Source organism: Streptomyces sp. NPDC006012 (assembly GCF_042871185.1).
Taxonomy (GTDB): domain Bacteria; phylum Actinomycetota; class Actinomycetes; order Streptomycetales; family Streptomycetaceae; genus Streptomyces.
In genome coordinates, this window is record NZ_JBIAIE010000047.1 from 1 (window position 1) to 15,507 (window position 15,507).

The window sequence follows — 15,507 nt, forward strand, 5'->3', positions numbered from 1 at the left end:
GGGTAGGCGCTGAGCGCCGCGGTCAGCCCGCCGTAGGTGTAGAACGCGTTCCGGCTCGGGAACATCTGGTTGAACTGCGCCTCACTGACCACGAAGCCGGACGGGTTGCCGCCCCCGCCCCCGCCCGCCGGTGCGTTCCACTTCTGGTTGGCGCCGCCCGAGCAGGTCCAGATCTGCAGTCGGGTCGCGTTGGCGCTGTTGTTGTCCCGGACGTCCAGGCACTTGTCGGCGGCGGGGTTGACGATGTCGTGGGCGGCGGTGACCACCCATTGCTGGTTGGCGCCGCCCGAGCAGTCCCAGAGCTGCACCGACGCGCCGTCCGCGGTGCTGCGCTCGGCGACGTCGAGGCACTTGCCGAGCGCGCGCAGAGTTCCGTCGCCGGGGTTGGACCAGATCTGGGCGTTGGTGCCGTTGCAGTCGTAGAGCTGTACGGCGGTGCCGTTGGCGCTACTGGCACCGGCCACGTCGACACACTTCCCGGCGAGCCCGGTGATCCGGCCGTCGGCCGCCCGGGCGTCGGTCGTGGTGAACAGGGTGGCGAGGAGGGCGACGAGGGCGGCGCCGATCAGGGCGCGGACCGGGGCGGCGCGTCTGAGGGGCAGGGGTCTGGCGTGGAGGATGGCCATGGTGAACGCGGCTCCTTGACAGGGGGGAAGCGGAATACGGACGCGCCCGCCGGGCCGTCGGGCGGCGTCGGCGAGCGGATCTGGCGCGGTCATGGCTGAACGGACGGTGGCATGACAAGTAGAAGGCCGGTCGGGAAGGCCGGCCCAGGAGGGTGGTGCGACAGCTGTGGGGTACTAGGTCCAGACCATGACAGGCAGCGGTGGAGCCGTCAACTACCCTGCGTCGACTGGCCTTTCGCTGGTGGGGGGGGGTGAGGCCGGGGCCCGATTCGCCGGTGCCTGGGGAGGCGCCCGACGCCGCCGGTCCCCGGACGGCGCTCCGTCGTGCCGCGGCGGGTTGCGGCCCTGGCCGGCCGCGACCCCATGATCACCTCGCGGACCGCACGCCCGGCGCGTGGATCCTCGCGCTGCGACGGCCGCGGATCTGCCCTCCGGGTCAGGTGGAGGCCATGGGCCGACCACGCGGCCCGGTCCGAACTCCCTCACGCGGGCCCGTCCGGAAAGCGGGGGCGCGGAGGAGAGACGGATGCCGTGAATTACGCGTATATGCCCCTGTCCGTGCTCGGTATGATCCGAGTCAGTGGCCTGAGCGCGCGGCGGTGTGACGCGACGCGGTCGTGGACGATGGGACGTGGACGGATGGAGTTGGAGCTGCGGCATCTGCGCGTGCTGTGCGCGCTCGCCGACGCCGGGAGCGTGGGTCGGGCGGCGTCCGTCCTCGGCTACTCGCAGCCAGCCGTGAGCACGCAACTCCAGCGGATCGAACGCCACCTGGGCGAGCCGCTGTTCGAGCGCGGCAGCGCAGGAGTGCGCCCCACCCCGTACGGCGCCGAGGTCGTCGCCCAGGCACGGGACGTCCTCGCCCGCGCCAACGCGATCGGACGCCGCGCCCCGGCCGACACCGCCGGAGCGGGCCGGACCCTGCGCCTCGCGGCCACCAACTCACCCATGCTGTCCGGGACGGTGTCCCGGCTCCGTACCCGACTGCCCGCGGTGTCCCCCGCGGTGAGCAGCGTGTACGCCTCCTCGCGCATCGTCGAACTCCTGGAGGAGGGCGCGGTGGACGCGGGCATCGCCGCCGACTACCCCGGGATGGAACTGCGGCACTCCGCGGCCGTCGCCCACCGCGGCATCGTCACCGAGCCGGACTTCGTCGCCCTGCCCGCCCGGCATCGGCTCAAGGATGCGGACCAGGTCTCACTCGCCGACCTCGCCGAGGACGCCTGGTTCGTGACACCCGACGACGGAGCCGGCTGGCCCGGCGTCTTCTACACCGCCTGCGCGGCGGCCGGCTTCACGCCCCGTACCGCGCACGAGTTCCTCGGCGACCAGGCACAACTGCTCAGCATGATCGCCGAGGGCCTCGGGGTGTCCGTCGTGCAGGCGACCGTCCGGCCGATCCCGCACGTCGTGATCAAGCCGTTGGCCGGTACACCGCTGTGGTGCCGGTACGTGCTGGCCTGGCGGCGCACGGCGGTCGACGAGCACCTGGCCGAGGCGCTGCACCAGTGCGCCACCGCCGCATACCGTGAACTGGCCGCACAGGCACCGCACTTGCGGACCTGGGCGGCACGTACCTGGAACGTCACCGGGCCCCCGGAGCCCGGTCGCGGCCCACACGGCGCCACGGCCGGGTGAAGGGACCGTTCGACCGCGACCCGGACCGCCCTTTCGACTCCCCGGTGACCGGGGGCGGGGGAGCGGCCGGGCGTCCCGGTCAGAGGTTCACGGTCCGCATGCCCGCCTCGTCGTAGCGTTCCCCGGACACCTCGGGGAGTTCCGCGGCGATGCGGGCCAGGTCGTCCGCGGTCAGCTCGACGTCGACCGCCGCCGCGTTCTGCTCCAGATAGCTGCGGCGCTTGGTCCCCGGGATCGGCACCAGGTCGTCGCCCTGGGCCAGCACCCAGGCGATCGCCAACTGTGCCGGGGTCACGTCCTTCTCCGCGGCGATCTCCTTCACCTTGGCCGCGAGACGCAGGTTCGCCTCCAGGTTCTCGCCGGTGAAGCGGGGGCCTTGGCGGCGGAAGTCGCCCTCGTCGAGGTCCTTCGGGGAGGAGAACCGGCCCGCGAGGAAGCCGCGGCCGAGCGGGGAATAGGGTACGAACCCGATGCCCAGTTCCCGGCACGTGGGCAGCACCTCGACCTCCGGGTCGCGTGTCCACAGCGAGTACTCGCTCTGTACCGCCGTGATGGGGTGCACGGCGTGCGCGCGGCGGATGGTCGCCGCACTCGCCTCGCTCAGGCCGATGTGCCGCACCTTGCCCTCGGCGACCAGTTCCGCCATGGCGCCGACGGTCTCCTCGATCGGCACCCTGGGGTCGACCCGGTGCTGGTAGTAGAGGTCGAGGTAGTCGGTGCCGAGCCGCTCCAGCGAGCCGTGGACCGAACTGCGTACATGCTCGGGTGAGCCGTCCTGACGGCCGACCGTGCTCATGTCGCCGGGCACGGCGTCGTCCATCCGGTAGTTGAACTTCGTCGCGATCACATACTGGTCGCGACGGCCCTGGACCGCGCGGCCGACGAGGGACTCGTTGGTGAGCGGTCCGTACACCTGTGCGGTGTCCAGGAAGTCGATGCCCAGGTCCAGCGCCCGCTGGATGGTCCGCAGGCCCTCGTCCTGGTCGGCGGAGCCGTAGAAGGCGGACATGCCCATGCAGCCGAGGCCGAGGGCGGACACCCGGAGATCCCGCAGATTGCGCTGTTCCATCTGACTGCCGGCCTTTCCTTGGGGGTTTGATCTTCGCTGTCCGGGACGTTAGGGGCTGGAGTGCGCTCGAAGTCAAGGCCTCGGAGCGGCGACGGCCGCAGGGCCCGAACGTCTTGCCGCGGAGGGGCGTGCGCCGGAGGAGCGCCACGGGTGTCGGGACCCCGGACGGGTACCCCGGACGGAGACCCCGGACGGCCGCGCCGAGATGAACGGACCGGGCCCGTACGCGCCTCCATCCTGCCTTTCCTGTCCGTGCGCCGCACTCCGGCCAGGGCTCGGGCCAGGCACCCGGTTTCGAATGTTCGTACGAGCGGATCGTCGCGCACATGACCGTCGCGGCTGCCACACTGACCGGGATGACCGTCGGCCACGACCTGACGGACGGTGGTGGTGAGCGCCATGACCAGTCAGCACCAGGACCGCTCCGCACCGGACCCACCTGCCGACCCCCGCGGCGAACCGTTCCTCCCCACCCGCTTCACCGCCCCCGGCCGGCCCCCCACCTTCCTGCACCGCGAACGCCTGGCCCGGTACCTGGACCAGGGCCTCGGCACGCCACTGACGTTGGTCGACGGGCCGGCCGGAGCCGGCAAGACCCTGCTGGTCGCCGACTGGGCCGCACGCCTGGACCGGCCGGTCGCCTGGCTCACCGCGGAACCCGCGGACCGGGCTCCCGGACTCTTCTGGGCCTACCTGCTCCAGGCCCTCAGGACGGCGGGGCTGCGGCCGTCGCCCGGCATCGGCTCCCCGGCACACCCCCACAGCGTGGACCGGGGCCTGCTGACGCGCCTCGCGGCCGACCTGGGCGACCGCACCGACCCCGCGATCGTCGTCGTCGACGAATTCGAGCGCGTGCCCAGCGCGGACATCGCGGAACAGCTGGAATTCGTACTGCACCACGCGGCGGCGGGCCTGCGGCTGATCCTGGTCACCCGGAGCGAACCGCTGCTTTCGTTGCACCGCCACCGGGCAGCCGGCACCGTCACCGAGATCCGCGCCGCGGAACTGGCCCTCACGCCCGGAGAAGCAGCCGCCCTGCTGGCCGCGCACGGTCTGCGGCTCAGCGAGGAGGGCGGGCACGCCCTGGTCCGCCGCACCCGGGGCTGGGCCGCCGGACTGCGCCTGTGCGCCCTGGCCGCACGGCAGAGCCCCGATCCCGAGCGGTTCCTCAAGGAGTTCGAGGCCGGACACAGCGTCGTCGCCGACTATCTGCTCACCGAGGTGCTGCGGCGGCAGCCGGCCCGCACCCAGGACCTGCTGCGGGTGAGCGTCGTGGAGCGGTTCCGGCCGGGGCTGGCGGACGCGCTGACCGGGCGGCGCGACGCCGAACGGATCCTGGCCCGGCTGCGGCGGGAGAACGCGTTCGTCGAATCCCTCGCAGGGACGTGGTACCGACTGCACCCGCTGTTCGCCGAGATCCTGCTGGCGCACCTGCGGGCGCGGCACCCCGGTCTGGAGGCCGAACTGCACCGCCGGGCCGCACGCTGGCTGAGCCGTTCCGGGTCGCTCAGGGAGACGCTCGCCCACGGGGCGGCGGCCGGGGACTGGGAGTTCACCACCCGCGCGCTCGTCGACGACCTCGCGATCGGCCGGCTGTTCACCGGCCGGCGCCCCGACGACCTGGGCGCGCTGTTCGCCCGGATGACCGCGGGCACCGACAGCCCGGCACAGGAACTCGTCCTCGCGGCCCGCCAACTGGCCGACCGGGACCTCGGTCACGGGCTGGCCCGGCTGCGGCACGCCGAGGAACTGCTCGACGCCGCCACCGACGGCCACCCAGCCGCCGGAGACGACCGCCCATCCGCCGCCGACCTGGTGCCCGCCCGGCTCGGCCACGCCCTCCTGGAAGCGTTCGCCGCCCGGCTCACGGGCTGTCCCGAACGGGCCGAACGGGCCGCCCGGATCGCCCGCGACCTGCGCCGCTCCGTCCCCGCCGAGCGTCTGGACCGGCACCCCGAACTGCTCGCGCTGCTGCTGACCCACGTCGGCTCGGCACGGCTGTGGGCCGGACGCACCGACGCCGCGCGTGCCGCGCTCACCGAGGCACTCGGCTGCCCGGACGGCGTCACCACGGCACTGCCGCGCGAGGAGTCCCTCGGCCACCTCGCGCTGATCGACTGGCTGGCCGGCTGGAACGCCCGGGCCGAGCAGCAGGCGATCGCCGCACTGCGGGCGGCAGCCCGGTACGGCCTGTCGCCGTCCGCCTGCTCCGCCACCGGCGGCCTGGTCCTGGCCGCCGTCGCCGTCGAACGCGACGAACTGGACACGGCACAGGCCCTGCTCGACCGGATCACCGCCGCCGGCGGCATGGCCGACCCGGTCGCGGAAGCGGCCAGGACGCTCGTGCGGGCGCGGCTGTCGCTCGCCCGCGGCGAACCGCGGGCCGCCCTGGCCGCCACGGAGAACGGCGTCACGGCCGTCGGCGCCTCCCCGTGGGCGCAGGACCACGCCGCGCTGGTCGCGTCCGCCGCCCTGCTGGCCGACGGTGATCCGGAGGCGGCGGCCGAGGCGCTGGAGCCCGTCGCGGCGCGGCGGCCCGCCTGTGCCGTCGCGGCGGCCCGGGCCCGGCTCGCGGCGGGGGACCCCGCTACGGCACTGGAACTGCTCGACGCGTTGCCGGCCGGTGGTCCGGACGGTCCCGCGCTGGCGGTGCGGGCCATGCTGGTGCGGGCCGAGGTCGCTCACCGGGCCGGTGACGTCACCGCCGCCCGCCGCCTGGTCGCCGAGGCGCTGCGTGCCGCGCGCCGCGAGCGCCTGCGCCGGCCGTTCCGCGAGGCCGGCGCGTGGCTGTCGCCCCTGCTCGCCACGCGACCCGCCCGTGACTGGCTCACCGCCCCCGGCGATCCCGTGAACAGCGGCCTCGCGAACAGCCGCCTCGCGAGCAACGGCGCTGGAAAAAGGGGTCCCGGAAGCAGCAGACCGGTGGACGGCGGACCCGCGCCAGACGGAGCCGCCCGCCACGGAGCCACCCGTCAGGAACCAGACCGCCAGGAACCCGACCGCCGGTTCGCACCGGTCGTCGAGGAACTGAGCCCCCGCGAGCGCGACGTACTGGGCCGGCTCGCACAGCTGATGTCCACCGAGGAGATCGCGGCGGACCTGTACGTCTCCGTCAACACGGTCAAGACCCATCTCAAGAGCGCCTACCGCAAGCTAGCGGTCAACCGGCGGGCGGACGCGGTGCGCCGGGCCCGCGAACGCGGTTTGCTCTGAGCGGCCGGGGCCACCGCGGCCCACGCATGCGCGGACCGCGCCGGGAAGTGGGCCGCGGGGGTGCCGGTTCACCTGTGCCGGGTGAGGCCGGGGCGGGCGCGGGGCGGGACGATCGCGGGAGAACGGACCGCCGACGGGAGACGAACGGATCACCGACGGAGATGACTCCGTGGAGCACTACCGGTGGAGAAGAACGCACCACCGTGGACACGAGCAGGCCGTCGGCGGAGACGAACGGACCACCGGTGCCAAAGGGGAGTGGTCCGCCTGCGTACACGACACCCGCGGGGAGAACGGCTCATGCGGTACGAGATCCGCATCGACGGACAACTGTCGACGACGCTCGCCGAGGCATTTCCCGAACTCGACCACGTGGTCGTGTCCGACCAGACCCTGCTGTTCGGGCCGGTCGTGGACGAGGCGCACCTCTATGGACTGCTGGCCCGGTGCCAGTCGCTGGGCCTGCACGTCCTGGAGATGCGCCGAGTCCCGGAATGAAGGGCCGCAGACAGGCCGAGGTCGAAAGGGCGTGCGGAAGGGCCCGACCCGACGGCCGGGCCAGGACCGAACCGCCTCGATCCATCCTCGATCCATCGGGGCTGTGCGCCATCAGGGCTGCGCGGTCCTGGATCCTCCCGCCTTCTTCCTGGCGGTACGGGACTTCCCCGCCGCCTTGGCCGCCCTGGAGCCCGTGGCGTTCCCGGCGGTCCCGGACCTCGCTGTCTTCGTCGCGGCCCTGGACGTCGCGGCCTTCTCGGGGGAGCCGGACCCGCCCGTCTGCCGGCGGTTCCCGGCCTTCGGCGGATGGGCCGGCACGCTGGAGGCGGCGTACGGGTCGGGCTCCGCCCCTTCGGGCGCCTCCCGCTCCAGCTCCAGCCGAACCTGGGCGAGTTCACGTCGGGTGGCGGCGCTGACCCGCGGGTACTGGGGGTCGATGTCCCGCAGGGTGCGGACCAGCACCGCGGCGGCACAGGCCCGCGCGAACCACTTGTGGTCGGCCGGGATCACGTACCAGGGCGCCCACGGGGTGCTGGTGGCGGACAGCATCTGTGAGAACGCCTCCTGGTAGTCGTCCCAGCGCTCGCGCTCGCGGACGTCGGCCGGGGAGAACTTCCAGTTGCGTTCGGGTACGTCGATGCGTTTGAGGAAACGGATGCGCTGCTCCTCCTTGGACAGGTTCAGGAACAGCTTCACGATCCGGAAGCCGTTGTCGCAGAGATACCGTTCCCAGTCGTTGATCTCCCGGTAGCGCCGCTCCCAGACGTCCGGACCGCGTGTCTCGGCGGGCAGCCTCTGCCGGGCGAGGTTCTCCGGATGCACCCGCACCACCAGCACTTCCTCGTAGTGTGACCGGTTGAAGATGCCGATCTCACCGCGGGCGGGCAACTGGCGGGCGTAGCGCCACAGATAGTCGTGGTCGAGTTCCTCGGCCGAGGGCACCTTGAAACCGGCCACCTGGACGCCCTGCGGATTGATCCCGCTCATCACATGCCGGATCGTGCCGTCCTTGCCGCCCGCGTCCAGCGCCTGCAGGCAGACCAGGACGCCGAAGGTGTCCTGCGCGGCCAGGCGCCGCTGGTAGTCGGCGAGCAGCTCGACACCGGCGCGCAGCAGTTCGACGCCGTCCTTCTTCTTCCGGATACCCGCCTTGTAGCCGGGGTCGAAGTCGTCGGCCAGACACACCTTCGAGCCGGGCTCGACCCGCAGTGGCTCGATGAAGTCCGTGCTCCGCCGGACCTTGTCATCCGCCATCGCCCGTACGTCCCTTCTCGCCGGGCACCGCCGTGGGTCCCCGTGTCCCCGCAGGATCTCCGGACCGGCCGCTCGCGGCCTCACCCGCTCCGGGTGAGGCCGGGACCGCGGGCGGCCGGCCCGCGCAAGGCGGCCGGGTGCTCCCCACGTCGGCGGGTACGGTCCGGCCGGGGCGCGGCTCAGCCCGGCCGGCCGGTGGCGGGGTCCTCCCCCTCGGCACCGGTGGCGGCGGCGATCAGCCGGTCGATCAGCGCGATCAGCACGTCCCGGCTCGACTGGCGTTCCCGCGCGTCGCACAGCAGCACCGGGGTGTCCGCGGGCAGCGCGAACGCGTCCCGGATGTCGTCGGGTGTGTACGGATGCCGGCCGTAGAAGCCGTTGACGCCGACCACGAAGGGGATGCGCCGGCGCTCGAAGAAGTCGATGGCGGCGAAACTGGTCTGCGGCCGGCGCACGTCGACCAGGACCACGGCCCCCAGGGCACCGATCGCCAGGTCGTTCCACATGAACCAGAACCGCTGCTGTCCGGGGGTGCCGAAAAGGTACAGCACCAGGTCCGATCCGATGCTGATCCGGCCGAAGTCCAGGGCGACGGTGGTGGCCCGCTTCCCTTCGATGCCGTCGAGGTCGTCGACGCCCAGCCCGGCGGCCGTCAGCGTCTCCTCGGTGCGCAGCGGGGCGATCTCACTGACGGACCCGACCATGGTCGTCTTGCCGACGCCGAACCCTCCGGCGATGAGGATCTTGACGGTGTCCGGAGCGGCGATCGCCCCGGCGGGGGCCGTACGGCCGGTCTTGCTGACCATGAGGCGGGATGCCTTTCGTCGAAGCGGGAGAGCCGGCCTGACGGCCCTGCGGCCCGGGCCGGCCCGACGGCCCTGGGTGCGGCGAGCGTGCGCGCCGGGCGTCGAGACGCTGCGGAGATCCAGCAGAAGGTCTCTAGAGCCGGCCGAGGCCTTCGCGTACTTTTCGCAGCAGCCCCAGGTCCGCTGCCCCGGCGCTGGAGACGGGGTGCGGCCGGTGGGTCGTGATCCGGCTCTCCTCCAGCAGGTCGCAGAGCAGGATGACGACCACGCTCACGGGAAGGTCGAGGTGGGCGGCGAGTTCCGCGACGGCGATCGGCCGGGCACACCGCTTGAGGATGCGGGCGTGCTCGGGCTGCAGCCGGTCCGCCCAGGCGGGCTGCGGATCGGTCGCGGTCACCGTCGTGATGAGGGTGAAGTCGGCGCGGCTCGGCCGGGTCCGCCCGCCGGTCAGGGTGAACGGTCGTACCAGGCGGCCCGCCGCGTCGCCTCCGTTCACCTCACACGCCGCGGTCGGCCGCGGCGACGACGCCCGCGCGCGGCGCCGCGCTCAGGTGCTCGCCGATCTTCTTCACCAGCATGTTCATCTGGTACGCCACGACGCCGACGTCCGCGCCCTGGCTGGTGAGGACCACGAGGTGGGCGCCCGGACCGGCGGAGGTCATGATCAGGTAGCTGTTGGCCATCTCGATGAGCGCCTGGCGCACCGGGCCGCCCCGGAAGTCCATGCTGACGCCCTTGCTGAGGCTCATCAGGCCGGACGCGGTCGCCGCGAGGCGTTCGGCGTCGTCGCGCAGGAATCCGGTGGACTTGCTGACGACCAGTCCGTCCTCGGACAGGACCACGGCGTGGGCCACCTCGGCGACCCGCTCGACGAGTCCGGTGAGCAGCTGATCGAGCTGAGTGTGCGTGGCGGGGATGGGGCGGGTCATGTCAGCGTCCTTGGTGAGCGGTAGGCGGGCGGAGTCGGGTACGGAGATCCCCGTTCTCGGGCGGGGGCGCGGGCGGCTCTGCGCCGTCCGCACGGGCCTGCAACGTGCCGCGCTGGAACCCGCCGAGGGAGGAGGCGGCGCGTTCCGCGGTGAAGTCGTCGGGACGGCCGTCCCCCTCGGCTGGCGGCGCCTCCTCGCGCAGTTCCAGGACCAGACTCGTCTGCGGCACCCGGCGCGGCAGCGGGGTGGGACCGCCCGCGCCGTCCTGTGTTCGGGAAGCTTCGGCGGGCCCGGCCGCCCTGGCGTGCCGGGCCCGCGGGACGATGGCGGTCGCCTTGCCCGAGCCGTTCACCGCGCTGTTGCCGGCGCCCTGGCGCGTGCCGTGACCCGCGTCGTCCTCCTGCGGACCGCGGGCCGCACGCCCGGGCTCGCCGCGGCTCTCGCGTACGACGATCTCGTCCGGTATCAGGACGATGGCCATGGTTCCGCCGTACGGCGACGGGCGCAGCGTGACGGTGATCCCGTGCCGTACGGCGAGCCGGGCGACGACGAACATGCCGAGCCGCAGGTCGTCGGCGAGTCCCACCACGTCGAACTCGGGCGCCTGCGACAACTGCGCGTTGAGCGAGGCGTAGTCCTCCTCGGACATGCCGAGGCCGCGGTCCTCGATCTCGATGGCCAGTCCTTTGGCGACCGTCGAGGCCCGCACCCCGACCGGGCTGGGCGCGGGGGAGTAGGCGGTCGCGTTGTCGATGAGTTCGGCGAGCAGGTGGACCACGTCCGCGACCACGGGCGGGGCGAGGCTCGCCTCCTCGTCGGTGCGCACCTCCACCCGCCGGTACTCGGCGACCTCGCCGACGGCGCTGCGCAGGATGTCGACCAGGGAGACCGGCTCGGTCCAGCGGCGCCGGGGCTGCTCGCCGCTGATGACGACGAGGTTCTCCTCGTAACGGCGCAACTGGCTGGCCGTGGAGTCCAGTTCGTACAGGGCCTGGAGGATGTCCGGGTCGTTGTGCTGCCGCTCCAGCGCGTCCAACTTGCTCAGCTGGAGGTTGACGAGATTCTGGCTCTGCCTGGCGATGCCGAGGATGACCTTCTGGAACCCGCGCCGGGCGTCGGCGAGTTCGACCGCGGTGTGCACGGCCGTGCGCTGCGCCGTGTTGAACGCCTGTGCCACCTGGCCGAGTTCGTCCCGCCCGTAGTCCAGCGGCGGGGCGGCCGAATCCACGTCGACCCGCTCGCCCCGCTCCAGCCGGGCGACCACCTCGGGCAGCCGCTCCTCGGCCAGGCCGAGCGTGGCCTTCCTGAGCCCGTGCAGCCGCCGGGACAACGAGCGGGTGATCCGCCAGGACATCCCGGCGCACAGCAGCAGGGCGACGAGCCCGCCGACGCTCAGCGAGCCGGCCGTGACCAGCAGGTCGTGCGCCTTCGCGGTGCTGCGGTCGAGCAGTCCGGACGTCTGACCCTGGATCAGGCCGGAGTAGTCGTCGCTGACCCCGGTCAGCGCGGCGTTCCACTGTCGCTGCGCGTCGGGCAGCGCGATCCGCCCGTCGGCCGCGGGCCGGGCGGAGAGGATCTTGTCCTCGACGCCCTCCAGCGACTTCCAGGCGTTGCTCTGCAGGATCTGTTCGGCCTCTGCCTTGGCGCTGTCGCGCAGCCCGGGCATCACCTGGTCCTCGATCAGCCAGCGGCGGGTGTTCACCAGTTCGGTGAACACCGCCCAGCGGTCGTGGTCCAGGTGTCCGGACGACCAGGCCATGGTCAGCAGCGCGTCCTCCTGGGAGGCCTGTTCGGCCGCGTGCTCGACGGCGACGAGCGGCATGGCCTCCGAGGTGAGTTCGCCGTCGTCGACCTGGGACAGCCCGAGGAAGGCGTGGATCTGGTCGTCGATGATCGTGCTGTACTGGTCGAGCACCTGCTGGGCGGTGATGTCGGTGGGGTCGTCGACCTGGCTCCGGTAGTACTCCAGGCTGCCGACCGACCCGATGACCGAGTACATGCGGTCCTTGATCCGGGACGGTGCCTTGCGGATCTCCTTCGCCTGCCCGACCAGTTCGGTCACGGCCGCGTCCGTCTGCTTCCGCTGGGTGTCGAGCGCCGCCCGGGAGCCGTGCGGAGAGGCGAGCCAGGCGGCGGACAGCCGGCGTTCCCGCTGGAGCGCGAGGGTGGCCTCGGTACCCATGGCCCCGGTCGACCGGCTCAACTGCGCCTGCGACCGCAGCCGCAGCCCCTCCGAGAACATCTGGGTCGTGGTGGCGCCCCAGATGACGGCGAGGGTGACGCTGGGCACGAGGGCCAGCAGGATCAGGGAGAGACGTATGGAGCCTAGACGGCGCCGGGCGCCTGTCCGTGGAGACATCGTCGTCCTAGGGGCGGTCTTCGTCGGGCGGGGGGAGAGTCTGGGGAGGGGACGGGTGAGGGCGGGCGCGGCGGGTGCTGGGTGGCCCGTGCGGCACGAGGGGTGCGCGAGGATGTTATCCGCACGTGTGACCCCAGGTGCCGCACATGCTCGAATCGTTGGCACGGACCTGGGGGGAACCGGCCGGTCAGCGCGTCCCGTTGGCGGCGAACCGCGCCACGTCGGCCACGTTCGCCCTGGTCACGAAGGCGGGTCCGGTGAGCACGGGCGACTCCCCGCCGCCGCTGATGTTGCCGTTGGTCCGGTACAACCAGAGGGCGTCCACGGCGAGATAGCCCTGGAGGTAGGGCTGTTGGTCCACCGCGAACTGCACATCGTCGCTCCGCACGGCCTTGACCAGGTCGTCGTTGAGGTCGAAGGTCGCGACCCGGGCCCGGCTGCCGGCCTCCTTCACCGACTTGACCGCGGCGAGCGCGAACTGCGCGCCGTTGGTGACCACTTCGTCGATGCCGGGTTCCTGCCGCAGCCGGGCGGCCACGGATTCGGTGACCGAGTTCATGTCGGTGCCGTCGACGTAGGCGATGGAGGTCTGGCCGGCGAACGTCTTCTTCACCCCGGCGCAACGCGCCTCCAGGGCGATGTTGCCGCGCTCGTGGATCACACACAGGGTGCGCTTGGCCTTGAGGCCGTTCAGCTTGTCGCCGACCGCCCGGCCCGCCACACTTTCGTCCTGGCCGAAGTACTCCAGTGCGCCGCTGGACTTCCAGTCGTCGATGCCGGAGTTGAGGGCCACCACGGGGATGCCCGCCTTCTTCGCCTCGGAGACCGGGGCCTTCATCGCCTCGGGCTTGGCCAGCGTCACGGCGATGCCGTCGACCTTGTCGCGGATCGCGTTCCGCACCAGCTCCGCCTGCCCGGGGCCGTCGGGGTCGTTCGCGTACGTCAACTCGACGTCGTCCTTGGCCGCGGCGTCCTCGGCTCCCTTGCGCACCCGGTCCCAGAAGGCGTCCCCCCGGTCGCCGTGGCTGACCATGGCTATCCTCAGCCGGGCGGTGCGCGTGGCGCCGGTGTCGGCGGCCGGCCGCGTGGTGCCGGAGCCGGAGCAGCCGGTGACCAGCAGGCAGCCGGCCGCCGCGGCGGCGGTCAGCACCGCCGTACGGGCCGGTCTGCCGGATGCGGGACGTGGGGGAGACGTGTTCATGGGGGTGCGGCACCTCGCTGTGCGGCCGAGCCTGGGGGACGGGAGCGCGGTCCTGGTGCTCGGGACTGGCCCGCCCGGCCCGCTCTCCCCGCTGGAGCCAATCGTGTGTGACCGCGGGTAGTCAAGTGTGCCAATGGTGTGAGGTGTGGTCGGTGCCACATCGTGATGCGTGAGCGCGGTAAGGACCGGAAAAGTCGATGCCGGATGCGGCACCGAGTGCCGGGGTGCTCGTGGCGAAACGGTCACGGTCCGTACACGTGAGAGGCGCTCGCCGCCGAGTGCACGGTCGCGGATGCGCGGACCCGGACCCCCGGGCGACCGAAGGCGGCCGTCGGCGGGAACGCCGCCGACGGCCGCCGGAGCATGCCGGAGCACGGCGACGCCGCGGGCGCACCGTCACGCCAGGGGATCCTGAGGCCGGGGGCACACCGCGACACCACCGGTACGACGGAGCCGGGGCGGGTCGTCGGCGGTCCGGGAGGCGGGCGTGGCTAAGGGGCGGTGGACGCAGTGGTGGCCTCACCCTCGCCGCCGGTGTTCGGCTGGCAGGTGGGGCACAGCTCGTGTCGTCCGTCGAAGGTGACGACGGTTCCCCAGCCCAGGCAGTGCTCGCAGTCGCGGGCAAGGCTGAGGTTCGGGTGGGGAGGCAGGAGGGGGCTTTGTCGGGCTCCGTGTGCCATCACGGGGAGCGGCTCCTCGAAGTCGCGGTCGCGGTTGCTCTATTTTGTCCCTTTTGTTCTTTCCTGTCAGTGACGAATGTCACCGAGTGCCAGAAAGACTCAGCCGAGGCGTCCGAGCCGGGCTTCCTGCCACAGGTCGACACCGCCGTCGGTGGCGTACTTGTCGATCTCGGCCAGCTCCTCGGCGTCGAGGTCGGCGTTCGCCAGCGCGGCGACGTTCTGCTCCAGCTGGTCGACCCGTGAGGCGCCGATGACCAGCGAGGTGACGCGCCGGTCGCGCAGGGCCCAGACCAGGGCCAGCTGTGCCAAGGTCTGCCCGCGGCGGTCCGCGATCTCCTGGAGGGCGCGCAGCCTGCGCAGCATGTCGTCCGTGAGCCAGGTGCGGTCGAAGGACTTGTCCTGGGCGGCCCGCGAGTCCTGGGGGACGCCGTCGAGGTAGCGCCCGGTGAGCAGCCCCTGTGCGAGCGCGGTGAAGCCGATGATGCCGAAGCCCTCCTCCTGGGCGAGGTCGAGCAGGCCGTCGGCCTCGATCCAGCGGTTGAGCATGTTGTAGGACGGCTGGTGGATGAGCAGCGGGGTGCCCAGCTCGCGCAGGATGGCGGCCGCCTCGCGGGTGCGCTCGGCGTCGTAGGAGGAGATGCCGACGTACAGCGCCTTGCCCTGGCGCACCGCGGTGTCCAGCGCCCCCATCGTCTCCTCCAGCGGCGTGGTCGCGTCGAGCCGGTGGGAGTAGAAGATGTCGACGTAGTCAAGGCCGGTGCGGCGCAGCGACTGGTCCAGCGAGGCGAGCAGGTACTTCCGCGATCCGCCGCCCTGTCCGTACGGGCCGGGCCACATGTCCCAGCCGGCCTTGGTGGAGACCACGAGCTCGTCCCGGTACGGCGCGAGGTCCCGCTTCAGCAGCCGCCCGAAGTTGATCTCGGCGGAGCCGTACGGAGGGCCGTAGTTGTTCGCCAGGTCGTGGTGGGTGATCCCGAGGTCGAACGCGCGCAGCGCGATCTCGCGCTGGGTCTCGAACGGCCGGTCGTCGCCGAAGTTGTGCCAGTAGCCCAGGGACAGGACGGGCAGGTCCAAGCCCGAGCGTCCGGTCCGCCGGTAGCGCATGGGGCCGGCATAGCGGTCGGGGCTCGCGACGTGGTTCATCGGTCTTCTCCGGGAGAGGGGCACGGGGCGGCCCGTGCTTACGGGCTCCCGTCCACCCTGCGCCGCCGGGATCGCGAAGTCCAACCGTACG

12 protein-coding genes are annotated in these 15,507 nt (G+C 72.5%); 3 read left to right on the forward strand and 9 right to left on the reverse strand.

Features of this window, described 5'->3' with window-relative positions; translation table 11 throughout:
* Nucleotides 1-626: ricin-type beta-trefoil lectin domain protein (locus ACFYPJ_RS37890; protein WP_389026499.1), on the reverse strand; the 626-nt coding region annotated here is incomplete at its 3' end.
* Nucleotides 627-1,265: 639 nt separating this feature from the next.
* On the opposite strand from ACFYPJ_RS37890, the gene ACFYPJ_RS37895 reads away from it, so the two are divergent.
* A complete protein-coding gene (locus tag ACFYPJ_RS37895; protein WP_389026538.1) occupies nucleotides 1,266-2,264 on the forward strand; it encodes a LysR family transcriptional regulator in 999 nt (332 codons plus the stop codon).
* Nucleotides 2,265-2,343: 79 nt separating this feature from the next.
* On the opposite strand, the gene ACFYPJ_RS37900 is transcribed toward ACFYPJ_RS37895, so the two are convergent.
* Entirely contained in the window at nucleotides 2,344-3,333 is a 990-nt protein-coding gene (locus ACFYPJ_RS37900) for an aldo/keto reductase (RefSeq protein ID WP_389026501.1), read from the reverse strand.
* 399 nt (nucleotides 3,334-3,732) lie between these two features.
* Here ACFYPJ_RS37900 and ACFYPJ_RS37905 point away from each other — a divergent pair, with 399 nt between their 5' ends.
* Together ACFYPJ_RS37905 and ACFYPJ_RS37910 are read left to right on the forward strand one after the other, a co-directional pair.
* Nucleotides 3,733-6,546, forward strand: coding sequence for a LuxR C-terminal-related transcriptional regulator (locus tag ACFYPJ_RS37905; RefSeq protein ID WP_389026503.1), 2,814 nt, complete (start codon nucleotides 3,733-3,735; stop codon nucleotides 6,544-6,546).
* Nucleotides 6,547-6,846: 300 nt separating this feature from the next.
* Complete coding sequence (locus ACFYPJ_RS37910) at nucleotides 6,847-7,044, forward strand: hypothetical protein (protein WP_389026505.1); 198 nt, start codon at nucleotides 6,847-6,849, stop codon at nucleotides 7,042-7,044.
* Nucleotides 7,045-7,155: 111 nt separating this feature from the next.
* On the opposite strand, the gene ACFYPJ_RS37915 is transcribed toward ACFYPJ_RS37910, so the two are convergent.
* The 7 genes from ACFYPJ_RS37915 to mgrA all read right to left on the reverse strand — a co-directional run bounded on the left by ACFYPJ_RS37915 (nucleotide 7,156) and on the right by mgrA (nucleotide 15,416).
* Nucleotides 7,156-8,298 carry a polyphosphate kinase 2 family protein gene (locus ACFYPJ_RS37915; protein WP_389026507.1) on the reverse strand — a complete coding sequence of 381 codons (1,143 nt, stop codon included), beginning with the start codon at nucleotides 8,296-8,298 and terminating at the stop codon, nucleotides 7,156-7,158.
* A gap of 179 nt (nucleotides 8,299-8,477) precedes the next feature.
* Nucleotides 8,478-9,104, reverse strand: coding sequence for an ATP/GTP-binding protein (locus tag ACFYPJ_RS37920; RefSeq protein ID WP_389026508.1), 627 nt, complete (start codon nucleotides 9,102-9,104; stop codon nucleotides 8,478-8,480).
* 133 nt (nucleotides 9,105-9,237) lie between these two features.
* Entirely contained in the window at nucleotides 9,238-9,600 is a 363-nt protein-coding gene (locus tag ACFYPJ_RS37925; RefSeq protein ID WP_389026510.1) for a DUF742 domain-containing protein, read from the reverse strand.
* A 1-nt stretch (nucleotide 9,601) separates the two neighbouring features.
* A complete protein-coding gene (locus ACFYPJ_RS37930) occupies nucleotides 9,602-10,033 on the reverse strand; it encodes a roadblock/LC7 domain-containing protein (RefSeq protein WP_389026512.1) in 432 nt (143 codons plus the stop codon).
* A 1-nt stretch (nucleotide 10,034) separates the two neighbouring features.
* Nucleotides 10,035-12,392 (reverse strand): nitrate- and nitrite sensing domain-containing protein, encoded by a 2,358-nt coding sequence (locus ACFYPJ_RS37935; RefSeq protein WP_389026514.1) that lies wholly within the window; start codon nucleotides 12,390-12,392, stop codon nucleotides 10,035-10,037.
* Nucleotides 12,393-12,579: 187 nt separating this feature from the next.
* Nucleotides 12,580-13,593 (reverse strand): sugar ABC transporter substrate-binding protein, encoded by a 1,014-nt coding sequence (locus ACFYPJ_RS37940; RefSeq protein ID WP_389026516.1) that lies wholly within the window; start codon nucleotides 13,591-13,593, stop codon nucleotides 12,580-12,582.
* A gap of 779 nt (nucleotides 13,594-14,372) precedes the next feature.
* Nucleotides 14,373-15,416 (reverse strand): L-glyceraldehyde 3-phosphate reductase, encoded by a 1,044-nt coding sequence (gene mgrA, locus ACFYPJ_RS37945; protein ID WP_389026517.1) that lies wholly within the window; start codon nucleotides 15,414-15,416, stop codon nucleotides 14,373-14,375.
* Between the last annotated feature and the right edge of the window lie 91 nt (nucleotides 15,417-15,507).

Coding starts and splice junctions, on each gene's coding strand:
- ACFYPJ_RS37895 (WP_389026538.1), top strand. CDS start 1,266: ATGGAGTTGGAGCTGCGGCATCTGCGCGTGCTGTGCGCGCTCGCCGAC.
- mgrA (WP_389026517.1), bottom strand. CDS start 15,416: ATGAACCACGTCGCGAGCCCCGACCGCTATGCCGGCCCCATGCGCTAC.
- ACFYPJ_RS37935 (WP_389026514.1), bottom strand. CDS start 12,392: ATGTCTCCACGGACAGGCGCCCGGCGCCGTCTAGGCTCCATACGTCTC.
- ACFYPJ_RS37910 (WP_389026505.1), top strand. CDS start 6,847: ATGCGGTACGAGATCCGCATCGACGGACAACTGTCGACGACGCTCGCC.
- ACFYPJ_RS37900 (WP_389026501.1), bottom strand. CDS start 3,333: ATGGAACAGCGCAATCTGCGGGATCTCCGGGTGTCCGCCCTCGGCCTC.
- ACFYPJ_RS37920 (WP_389026508.1), bottom strand. CDS start 9,104: ATGGTCAGCAAGACCGGCCGTACGGCCCCCGCCGGGGCGATCGCCGCT.
- ACFYPJ_RS37905 (WP_389026503.1), top strand. CDS start 3,733: ATGACCAGTCAGCACCAGGACCGCTCCGCACCGGACCCACCTGCCGAC.
- ACFYPJ_RS37930 (WP_389026512.1), bottom strand. CDS start 10,033: ATGACCCGCCCCATCCCCGCCACGCACACTCAGCTCGATCAGCTGCTC.
- ACFYPJ_RS37915 (WP_389026507.1), bottom strand. CDS start 8,298: ATGGCGGATGACAAGGTCCGGCGGAGCACGGACTTCATCGAGCCACTG.
- ACFYPJ_RS37940 (WP_389026516.1), bottom strand. CDS start 13,593: ATGAACACGTCTCCCCCACGTCCCGCATCCGGCAGACCGGCCCGTACG.